Here is a 9,984-nt window from a genome sequence, read left to right on the forward strand (position 1 = left end):
CGCCCGTCCGCCGCTCGCCCGCGACGTCGCCCTGTGCCCGCGCGGGAGGCACACTCGGCTCCGCCCACCGTCCACTGCGGCGGAGCCCTGAGTGTCCGGAGCCCCGCGGTCAGGGTGCGCGCAGCCCGTCGAGGATCAGGCCGAGGATGCGGGTGGCGCGGGCGGCGCCCGTTCGGGGGTCGATCCGCCACAGGACGCTCAGCTGCAGGAGCACGTCCTCGGGGTCGAGCCCGGGCTTGAGATCGCCGCTGTCCTCCCCGGCCCGCAGCAGCGTGGCGATGCCGGCGACGAAGGGCTCGTAGGCGGGATCGTCGAGCCCGTTGTTGGTCGCCGCATGAATGATTTCGGAGACGCCGTACTTGAGCCGGGCGTACCTGGCGACCTCCTCGAACCACAGCCGCAGCGCCTCCAGCGGCGGATGCGCCTCGACGAGGACGGGCGCCAGGTCGATCAGCCCGCCGATGTCGTTGCGGTACAGCTCCAGCACCAGCGCCTCCCGGGTCGGGAAGCGTCGGTAGAGCGTGCCGATCCCGACGCCCGCACGCCTGGCGATCGCGCTCAGCGAAGCCGAGCCGTCCTCGCTGAGCGCGGCCCGCGCGGCGGTCAGGATGCGCTCTCGGTTGTCGAGCGCGTCGCGGCGGGTCGGCTGTGCGTTCATGCGGTCCTCGGCGGGGCTCGGCAAAGTGGAGGGGTCTCCACTACAGTGGAGCACGTAGTGGAGACCCCTCCACTTTAACGCCCGAGGCTCAGAAGGAGCCTGCTGTGACAAAGCGTGTGCTCGTGACCGGCGCGAGCGGTTACATCGGCGGCTGGTGCGCCGCGGAGTTGGTGCGACGGGGCGAGACGGTGCGCGCCACCCTGCGTGATCCGGCCCGCGCTCCCGAGGTGGCCCGCGCCGTCGACACCGTCGCGGACGTTGCCGGCCGCCGCGCGGACGACCGGCTGGAGTTCGCCACGGCCGACCTGTCCGCGGACGACGGCTGGACCGACGCGATGAAGGACGTCGACGCGGTGCTGCATGTGGCCTCCCCGATGGGGATCACCGCGGACGGCGACCCCGGGTCCCTGATCCGGCCGGCGGTCGACGGAACCCTGCGGGTGCTGCGCGCCGCCGCCGACGCGGGCGTGCGGCGGGTGGTGATGACCTCCGCGGCGAACGCGGCCAGCCCGTCGTCGTACTCCAGCGAGGGCGTCACCGACGAGACTCTCTGGACCGACCCCGACGCCCTGGGGCTGATCCCCTACCGGCGCGCGAAGACCCTCGCGGAGAAGGCGGCCTGGGAGTTCACCGCCACGAGGGCCGACGCCCCGGAGCTCGTCACCGTCCTGCCGGGAGCCGTCTTCGGCCCGATCCTCTCGACGGCGACGATCGGTTCGGTCGGCATCATCGCCCGGATGCTCGGCGGCAAGCTGCCCCGGGTTCCGCGGATCGGGCTTGAGGTCGTCGACGTCCGCGACCTGGTGGAGCTGCACCTCGCCGCCCTGACCAGCCCCGCCGCCGCGGGTCAGCGGTTCCTCGGCACCGGCGAGTTCGTCTGGATGCGCCAGATCGCCGAGGTGTTGCGCGCGGAGCTGGGCGCGGACGCGAGCCGGGTCAGCACCAGAAGCGTCCCGGACGTGCTCGTCCGGCTCGCGGCCCGCCGCGACCCGGCGCTGCGCGAGATCGCCCCGGCACTCGGCCGCCGCAACCGCCACAGCACGGCGAAGGCCCAGCAGGTCCTTGGCTGGAAACCACGCCCGCCGGCCGAGACGGTCCTCGACTGCGCTCGCAGCCTGCTCGCCCACCACGTCGTCTGACGCCGCCCGGGCACCCGGCAGACCTCCCCGAACGGCTGCTCGCCGACGCGCGGGCCTCGGCAACGGCCCGGTCTCGACAACGGCCGGGTCTCGCGCTGCGTCGTGCGCCCGGAGGGCACCGGGCCGCACCGGGCCACGTCGGACTACCGAACCGTCTCGACCGCCGCTCGGCCCCTGTCCGTGCGGGCGATGCCGCCGCGGGCCAGGTCGGCGGCGAGAGCCTCCGCCTGACGGTGTGCGTCGAGCAGCGACCGCTCGTGCTGGGCCAGCAGCGGCCGTAGCTGGTCGACGACCTTCGCGTAGGTCAGCTCGGGGGTGATCGTGTGTACCCGAAGGCCCATGAGCTGCGGGTCCGAGAGGATCGCGCTCACGGTGGGGATCAGGAAGTCCTTGCCGTGTTGCGGAGCGCCGGGGCCGTAGCCCCCGCCGCGGGCCGAGATGACGACCGCCGGCCGGCCCGTGGTGGGAGCGGCGTGCGGGCCGAGTCCGATCGTCTGGTCCACGATCATGATGTGGTCCAGCCAGGCCTTGAAGACCGACGGCATCGTGTAGTTGTACATCGGCACCGCGAAGAGGTACGCACTCGCGCCGAGGAACTCCGCGACCAGTTCGTCCTGGACCGCCGCGGCCGCCTCCTCGGCTTCGGACCGTTGCCCGGGCTCGGTGACGCGCGAGCTCACGCCCGCCGCGTCCAGATGAGCGACCGGGTTGACGGCCAGGTCACGCAGAACCACCGCCCCCGGCCAGGCGTCCTGGAAGGTGTTCGCCACCTGGTTGGAGAAGGAGCGCTCCCCCGACACGGACGAGTCGACTCTGAGCAGATAGGTCATGAGATCTCCCGTGCGGTCGTCGCGGGCTCGTGAGCGGGGACGGCGCAGCCGTCCGGCTCGCAGGTCGCGCCCGAGCCGTCGAGGATGATCGGGACGTCGCGGTGCGCCGACGACCAGGCCTTCCGCACGGCGTCCGTCAACACGGCGGTGTCGACGGCTCCGGCGATCAGGTGGCGCCCGTCCAGGCGGAACAGCGGCACTCCGTGGGCGCCAAGCGCCAGGGCCGCCTGCTGGTCGGCCGCGACGCGACCGCGATAGCGCCGCGTTCGCAGCGCATCCTGCGCCTCGGCGACGTCGAGGCCGAGGTCGGCCGCGAACTCCAGCACCGCGGGGATCGTCCAGAGCTTCCGGGCGCGTCCGAAATGCTGCAGGAACGCGGCGTTCCAGGCATCCTCGCCCCGGCCCAGCTCCGTGGCATGGGCGAGTAGCTCATGGAGGTGGTCCGTCGGCCCGAGCGTGCGGTCCAGCGCCAGATAGGGCGTCAGCCCGTCCGCCGCGGCCAGCCGTTCGATGTGCCGGATGGTCGCGATGCCGGCGTCCTTCGGGACGCCGTACCTCTCGAACAGGTCACGCTGTTCGACGCCGGCCCGGTCGAGCTCGGGATGAAGCTGGAACGAGCGGTGGACGACCTCGACCTGGTCCCCGAAGTCGACGGCTGCGAGCACCTTCGTGAGGCGATGCCGCACCAGGCCGCACCAGGGGCACACGACGTCGGACCAGAATTCGATCTTCACCTGTCTGACCTCGATTCTTACTTAATGTTTGTAGCCGCATCATGGCTCCGTTTCGGTAGGCTTACAAAATGCACATTCATGTGTGTGACCCGGGGAGGGGCTGGTGGCTGCCATCTCAGCGAGCAGGCGGCGGGGAGTGCGTTCCCGGGTCCGCGACGTACCCGGCCCGTGCGCGCACTGGAACGACGACGACGCCGACTTCATCCGGGAGGTGCTGGACCTGGTCGGCGACAAGTGGAGCGTGCTGATCATCGGGACCCTGGAACGCGGGGCGACCCGCTACTCCGAGCTGGCCGACGCGATCCCGGGGATCTCGCAGCGCATGCTCACGCTCACGCTGAAGAGCCTGCAGCGCAACGGACTCGTCACCCGCACCGCGTATGCCGAGGTGCCACCGCGAGTCGAGTACGCCCTGACCGGGCTCGGGGAGTCACTCCTTGGTTCCGTCCTCGCCCTGGCCGCGTGGTCCGCCGAGCACCACACCGAGATCCGCCGTCACCAGAGCACGTTCGACAGCGCCGACCAGTAGGACCTCGCCAGGCTGTTGAGCGCCGCTCCGCCGCTCTGCCGCGCTCAGCCCGCGTCGGCGTCCCGGACGGTGAGGGCGAGCTGGTCTCCCGCCTGCTCGACGCCCGAGCGAGAGGCGAGGAGCTCGTCTCGACCCCCCGCGCCGCCGAGGTCACACCGACGGAGGCGGCGGTGCTGCTTGGGATGTCACGCCCCCAGGTCCGCAAGCTGATGGACCGCGGCCTGCTGGAGTTCCGCAAGGTCGGCACCCACCACCGTGTGCGCGTCTCGTCGATCCGAACATTCCTTGAGAACGAGCGCCCGCGAAGGCGCGAGGCACTCGCCGAGCTGGCCTCCATACAGAACGAACTCGGCCTGACCGAATGACCGAGATCGGCGACGCCGGCCTGATCCGCGTCGTTCTCGCGGACGCGAACGTGCTCTACTCCCGCGTCCTGCACGACTGTCTTCTCTACGCTGCCGACCAGGAGATCATCGCCGTTGTCTGGAGCCCTGTAATCCTCGCTGAGGCCGTCGAACATCTCAGCCTGAACGTAGCCCGCTTCGACCATGCCGCCGCCCAGCGCCTGGTCACAGCGATAAACCGTGCGTTCCCGTTCGCCAAGGTCGAGCCCACCGAGGAGCATTTCCGCGCACTCGCCGACGTGTGGCTCCCAGACGAAGACGACCGGCATGTCCGGGCCGCTGCCGTCGCCGCAGCGGCGACTGTGCTCTGCACCTGGAACGTCAAGGACTTCCCGGCCGACGCCACAGCAGCCGCCGGAATCGAGGTACTCACCCCCGACGAACTGTTCTGCCGTCTCGTGGCGGAATATGAGCCACAGATGATCGCCACACATCGAACGGCCGTCGGCATCCCTGACCGGCGCAACCGACCGGTCAACGATCGCTGCCCTGCGCCGAGCCGGGGCTTCGACAACCACCGACCTGATGGAGCGCCTCACCGAAGACTGCTGAACCTCTCTGCGGCTTCGACTAGTGAGCACTTCCAGGATACGAGAACCCACATGTCGCTCCGGGCAGAGCCGCTCGCCGCGCTGCAGAGTGGACCTGACGCACCACGATAAGAACCGTCAGATCTTGGCACGGGGACCCGAGATCACCTTATGCTCGGTCTCCACAAGGCTCTCGACCAGGGGCGATGCCCAGCGAGTCTCCGGCCGACGACATCACCCGCCGAGCGAACACATGTTCCTCAGGTCTGGTGGGTCCGGACGCCGCGGCCCGTCCGTCGACCGCGATCGTGGGCATGGGCATGGGCATGGGCATGGGCAAGCTGAAATCCGGATGGGGCCGGTCGTCGCTCATCCGCCGGTGATCTCCTGACGGCAGGCGGAGAAGAACTGGCGTAGCCGGTCGGCCGCCGGGCCTCGCAGCCCCAGGTCGTCGTCGATGAACCGGCCGATGGTCCCGATCATGTCGACGAACACCTGCGGATCGAAGCCGTCATCCTGTGTTCGAGCGAGGCCGACGAGCTCTTCCCTGGCGAGGACCTTCGCCAGGTCGTGCACGTCGGTGAAATCGCGTGCCTCGGCTCGGTCGAACAGAGCGAGAGCCTCGCGGACCGCCAGGTCATGGGCGCCGAGCGTCGGGCCCTGCCATCCACGGCGACCCGCCGCTGTGTCCCCATGTCCGGGCTGGTCGCCACAGCCGCCCAAGTTCCCGGCGCCGCGTCCAGCGCGTCGGCGTCCAGGGCTGCGAACACTCGGCGGAACTGTCGACTCGTCGGGCACCCGGGCGATACCGAGCAGGTAAGCGACCGCCAAGCCGGCATTGGTGGCCCACGCGCCGATCGCGGTGAACGACCGTGCGCCGGCGAGTAACGCGCACGTCGCCAGGGTCAGCATTACCGCCAGGCTGTGCCGCCGGCCTCGGGGTTTCCGCAGGTGAGGGACCCGGCCGAACACCGCCATCAGACCCGACACCGACGACGGCCGGTGATGACCGTCGGCGGTGACAGCGGATCGAGAACAGGGACAGGAGGTGATACTGGCACAGCGGGCACGGCACGGATGGCCGCGAGCGACGAGAACGGCCAGCGACTTCCCCGGATTCGACCTCGCACACCACACATCGTGTGCTAAAAATAACTGGGTTGCCATCCCTGCCGGTCGCGTCTGCCTGCAGGTTTCCTTTCTCGTCGGCGTTCACCGCACGCGCCACAATGATCAAGAAAGTGACATTGTTTCTCCCTTGAGCCGGAGGTCAGTCGTGGCCGCTGGACGTTCTCGCCCCTCGGGCCGGCAGAACAGACCAGCGCGCGGGAGATCCGCGCCTCGATCGAAAAGGCCACGCGGCCGCTCGCAGCCTCGCAGCACCCGGAGGCTCAGTCGGCGCGAGCGGAAGAACCTCCACGTGGCGGCCTATCTCGCGATTGCCGCCGGCGGGCTGGCACTGGGGATCGGAGTGGCCTGGCCCTGGGTATTCGCCGCGATGTTCGTTATCTCGTTCCTGCTTGCGTTTCGGTGGCCGACGCTCTGCCGCGCCTATCGTACAGATGGCGGCATCTGCGAGATGTGGGTGAACGGCTGGCTCACCGGGTGCAACAGCCACGCCCCGGTCAAACGTCGGGATCTACGCGCGGTGATGTGGCCACCGAACGAGGTTTCTCCCTTTCATCGTGCCGCGCTGGCGATGCGCGTCCCGCCGCGGGAGAGCGAGGTGCAGGCCGTTCTCGACGGTGCGCCCCGCCGAATCACGATGCGAAACCTCACCGTCTCCTCACTCCTCGTCCTCAGCGGGCTGATCGTCCTCGTAGGCGCAGCTATCGGGTCGCAGTGACCATCCGGAGCCGACAGTGGATATGAGCGGCGTCCTCGCGGCGATGGGCAGACCGGGCGTGGTGGCAACACTGTTGGAGCCAAGCGAGCAGGCAGCTATTGCGAAGACGGCAGCGAAGCTGGCCACCACCAAACCGCTGTATCTCTACCGCCAGGATCCCAGCCTGGTACGGGTCCGGCCCTGGGTGCGGACGAGCCCGATGAACGTGCTGCGCGAGCTCGGCGTCGCGACCACCTTCTACCCCGACGGGCCCTTCTCCGACACGGCGCGGCACTGGGCGCAGGTCCGCTACTGCGGCGCCCTCACTACCCGTACCCGTGGGGTGAGCACGCTCCCACAGCTGGCGATCGGTGACACCAGCCGCGTGGTGTACCACCACAAGACCGCGCAGTCCGAGCACCTGGGCATCGGGTTCGCGATGGTCGTCGCCCGGGCGGTGCTGAACAGCCGCCACCCCGGATTCCGGTTCCAGACGATGGACGCGGAGGTAGCGCTGGCCGACGGGTCCGCCCTGGGTCACTCCGTGCGCTCCGCCGGTTCCAGTCCCGGCAGACCCGACTACATCCTGCTCGGCACCCAACTGCGAGAAGGTCGCTTTCACACCAAGATCTACCTGCTCGAATGCAAAGGCACGCATGGAGAAATGTCGAGGATCAGGGAGCAGCTCGCAAAGGCGAGCGTGCAGCTGTCAACCCTTCGGATCGACGGTCGCACGCCCCCCGGACTCATGGTCGCCACGAAGCTGGACACGGCCGGAATATCCTGTCATGTCTTCGACCCTCCGGGCGACGAGAACCTCCTCTCCGGATCGGCAGGTGAATTTGACGACATCGTGACGGATGATCCGGAACCGTTCCCGTTCCCCCGGCGCCACCCCACCTATCTGGATGCCGAAATCCACCGGTCCGGCGAGCAGCTCAGCGATGAAGAGATCGCACGCAGACGAGCCGAAGCCGGTTGGCGTTCCGAGGAGCTGCTCCGGCCGATCCGGGGTGCAGCCGACATCCTGGAGGTCCCGGCAGAGCGCCGACGGTGGTTGCTGCAGATGCTCGCACGGAGTTCCGCCTTCACGTCCCTGCTGTACGCCGGTGACAGAGCTGGCGCGGATACCTACTTTCCGGCCTGGCTGCGGCCTGAACCGCCGACATCGGGTCAGCTGCCGCTCGACGATGATGTCTCGCCCCCGACGGATTTCACCAGCACCCGGTCCTCCTTCCGACTCGGGCCCGATCTTGATTTCTTCGGCATCAGCCACCGCATGCCCCTTCCCGACGGCAGGGTTCTCGTCGTCCGGCGCGGAGTGGAGCAGCAGCTGTACGGCCTGCTCAGCGAGCACCGGCTGGCCCGTTCCTTTCGGCATACGCGGGATGTCGTGCGCCGCTGGCACACACGCAGCAGACGGCAGAACCTGCCGGCCGATGTCGGCGCCGACGGCACGGGCATCCTCATGGAGGTTCTCGACCGATGAAGATCCTCCCGGAGCCGGACCGAAGGGGCCCTCGTCGACCTCCTCGCCCGGGCGAACTGGGCGAGGAGGATGCTGTTCCTCGCCGACCGCCAAGCCCTCGTGAAGCAGGCGACGAACGCCTTCGAGGAGCACCTCCCCGGCCTGACCGCGGTCAACCTAATGGAGGAGAAGAACGTCGAGGGCCGGGTGTTCGCGAGCACCTACCCGACGACGTCAGTTATCGATCTCTGCAGCGGCCTGGCCGCCACAAACAGGCAGGTCAGGATACGCGTGCTGTCATTCGGCTACTCGGGCCATGAGGTTGGGCTGTTCGTGTTCGTCGAACAGGCCGGGGAACCGGGATTCGCCCGAGGCGTAGGCGAGGCAGCGTTCGGTCAGGTCGGCTGTCATACCGGTGTGTTCGGCGAGGAAGCGGATCCACTCGGGCAGTACCGCGATCAACTGGGTGGCGAAGTCGTCCCGGTAGAAGCCGCGCAGGTGCGATACCGCCGCGGCGACCTTGTGCGGCGAGCAGTACGGGTACAGGCCGGGGTGCTCGCGCGGGGACCAGGACTCGGCCATCTCCGCGGCGAGGTCGCCAGCACCAGCGGGTTCCTGGTCGGATTCGTCGCCGGTCGGCCTGTCGTGGTGGCCGATCTGCCGCAGCCGGTGGGCGAACCGTTCGGCCGCGGTGTCCGCGCCCAGCCGCGGAAGCGTGCGCCCGCGGGCCCGGCCGGCCGCTTGCCGGACGGTACGGCCGAGCCGGCGGCTGCGCAGGAACTCGGCGTACTGAGCCTGGTCTTCTCCGCCAGGCCGGATGCCCTCCACCTCGCCGGTCAGAAGCGCGTCGAGCGTCTCTGCGTCGTCCGCCGGGGTAAGGGTGGCCTCGGCGGCGGAGGGGCCGACGGCCTGCTGCCATTCGGCCAGCGCAGTCTCGGCGGAAGAGTGGAAGCCGCTGTGCACGGTGACGACCTCATATCCGCAGGCGTCCACGTCCCACAGGTACCACCGCTGCGAGCCGTCCGCTGAGGTGAAGGGCGCGACCACGGCCCAGCGGGTGCCGTAGCTGTTCCGCGCCCACTGGGCCGGGCCGGTCACGGCACGCCCGCGGGTGGCCCACTGTGCCGCGGCGTCGTCCAGGTGATCGGCGACCAGATCCCGCGCGGACACACTCAGCGGCTCCGGCAGCACACCGGCGACGACGGCCAGCAACCTTCGCGCCGCCGCGACGTCACTGCCGGAATCCTCGGGCGCGTGCAGCCGCCCGTCGAGCACGGACAGCACGGCGCGGACGAGGTCGTCCGGGTTGACGCTATCCTCCAGCGCACCGCCCTCGTACTGGGTCATCGCCGCGCCGAAGCGGACGCAGAAGTCATCTTCGAGTTCGTCGTCGGACCAGCCGGGAGCGGCCGTGATCAACCTGTCGACCATGGGTCCGGCGGAGTCCGTGGCGAGCGCGGTGCGGCGCTCATCGAGCCGGCGACGGTACTCGAACAGTTCCCGCAACGGGTTGGCCTGTGTTGCCCTGTTGGGGATCGGTACCCCAGGCCGGCCCGAGGAACGGCGACCGGACGGCGACTTCTTCTTCCGCTTACGAGACACGGGCACGGCACCGAATCGTACCCGGGCAGACAGCGGAGACCCGCCGGAGTACTACTTGAAGGCACAGGAGCCGTCCGTCGGTGACTTCACGGAGTACCCGGCGAGGCGAGAGGGGCCCGCCGAACGTCGCGACCTGCGCGAAACGCCCAGTAGAGCCTTACTGATGTTGTACTCGTGAGGTGACCGGCTATGGGGGTTCGAGTTGTAGGCCGGTTCCGGTCAGGAAGCCCCGTAGCAGGTCGGGGCGGTACTGAAGGCGTTTGAG

General features: G+C 69.3%; 11 protein-coding genes. 6 read left to right on the forward strand and 5 right to left on the reverse strand.

What is annotated here, in order from left to right:
* Positions 1-109: 109 nt before the first annotated feature.
* Entirely contained in the window at positions 110-658 is a 549-nt protein-coding gene (locus tag MXD62_RS13975) for a TetR/AcrR family transcriptional regulator (RefSeq protein ID WP_248829696.1), read from the reverse strand.
* Between the two features lie 104 nt (positions 659-762).
* Between MXD62_RS13975 and MXD62_RS13980 the strand changes: the two genes are divergently transcribed.
* Entirely contained in the window at positions 763-1,797 is a 1,035-nt protein-coding gene (locus MXD62_RS13980) for an NAD-dependent epimerase/dehydratase family protein (protein ID WP_248829697.1), read from the forward strand.
* 143 nt (positions 1,798-1,940) lie between these two features.
* Here the strand turns inward: MXD62_RS13980 and MXD62_RS13985 are convergent, their stop codons facing one another.
* Positions 1,941-2,627, reverse strand: a complete 687-nt coding sequence (locus MXD62_RS13985) for an FMN-dependent NADH-azoreductase (RefSeq protein WP_248829698.1) — start codon at positions 2,625-2,627, stop codon at positions 1,941-1,943.
* Positions 2,624-3,361 (reverse strand): DsbA family protein, encoded by a 738-nt coding sequence (locus tag MXD62_RS13990; RefSeq protein ID WP_248829699.1) that lies wholly within the window; start codon positions 3,359-3,361, stop codon positions 2,624-2,626. Before MXD62_RS13990 ends, MXD62_RS13985 begins: the two co-directional genes overlap by 4 nt.
* Positions 3,362-3,464: 103 nt before the next feature.
* On the opposite strand from MXD62_RS13990, the gene MXD62_RS38785 reads away from it, so the two are divergent.
* From MXD62_RS38785 to MXD62_RS14005, 3 genes are read left to right on the forward strand one after another with little or no spacing between them, the layout of a single operon-like run.
* The gene (locus MXD62_RS38785) at positions 3,465-3,890 is read left to right on the forward strand and encodes a helix-turn-helix domain-containing protein (protein WP_248829700.1); all 426 of its coding nucleotides are present in this window, start codon (positions 3,465-3,467) and stop codon (positions 3,888-3,890) included.
* Complete coding sequence (locus tag MXD62_RS39740) at positions 3,824-4,255, forward strand: helix-turn-helix domain-containing protein (protein WP_308301256.1); 432 nt, start codon at positions 3,824-3,826, stop codon at positions 4,253-4,255. Before MXD62_RS38785 ends, MXD62_RS39740 begins: the two co-directional genes overlap by 67 nt.
* Positions 4,252-4,956, forward strand: a complete 705-nt coding sequence (locus MXD62_RS14005) for a PIN domain-containing protein (RefSeq protein WP_248829702.1) — start codon at positions 4,252-4,254, stop codon at positions 4,954-4,956. The genes MXD62_RS39740 and MXD62_RS14005 overlap by 4 nt, the downstream gene beginning before the upstream one ends.
* A gap of 237 nt (positions 4,957-5,193) precedes the next feature.
* On the opposite strand, the gene MXD62_RS14010 is transcribed toward MXD62_RS14005, so the two are convergent.
* On the reverse strand, positions 5,194-5,991 hold the full coding sequence (locus tag MXD62_RS14010) for a transposase family protein (protein ID WP_308301257.1): 798 nt from the start codon (positions 5,989-5,991) through the stop codon (positions 5,194-5,196).
* 253 nt (positions 5,992-6,244) lie between these two features.
* On the opposite strand from MXD62_RS14010, the gene MXD62_RS14015 reads away from it, so the two are divergent.
* Both MXD62_RS14015 and MXD62_RS14020 read left to right on the forward strand, forming a co-directional pair.
* Positions 6,245-6,670, forward strand: a complete 426-nt coding sequence (locus MXD62_RS14015; RefSeq protein ID WP_248829703.1) for a hypothetical protein — start codon at positions 6,245-6,247, stop codon at positions 6,668-6,670.
* Positions 6,671-6,692: 22 nt separating this feature from the next.
* On the forward strand, positions 6,693-8,138 hold the full coding sequence (locus MXD62_RS14020) for a hypothetical protein (protein ID WP_248829704.1): 1,446 nt from the start codon (positions 6,693-6,695) through the stop codon (positions 8,136-8,138).
* A 276-nt stretch (positions 8,139-8,414) separates the two neighbouring features.
* Here MXD62_RS14020 and MXD62_RS14025 read toward each other — a convergent pair whose 3' ends face one another.
* A complete protein-coding gene (locus MXD62_RS14025; protein ID WP_248829705.1) occupies positions 8,415-9,623 on the reverse strand; it encodes a hypothetical protein in 1,209 nt (402 codons plus the stop codon).
* Between the last annotated feature and the right edge of the window lie 361 nt (positions 9,624-9,984).

Source organism: Frankia sp. Mgl5, assembly GCF_023242985.1.
GTDB classification, from domain to species: domain Bacteria; phylum Actinomycetota; class Actinomycetes; order Frankiales; family Frankiaceae; genus Parafrankia; species Parafrankia soli.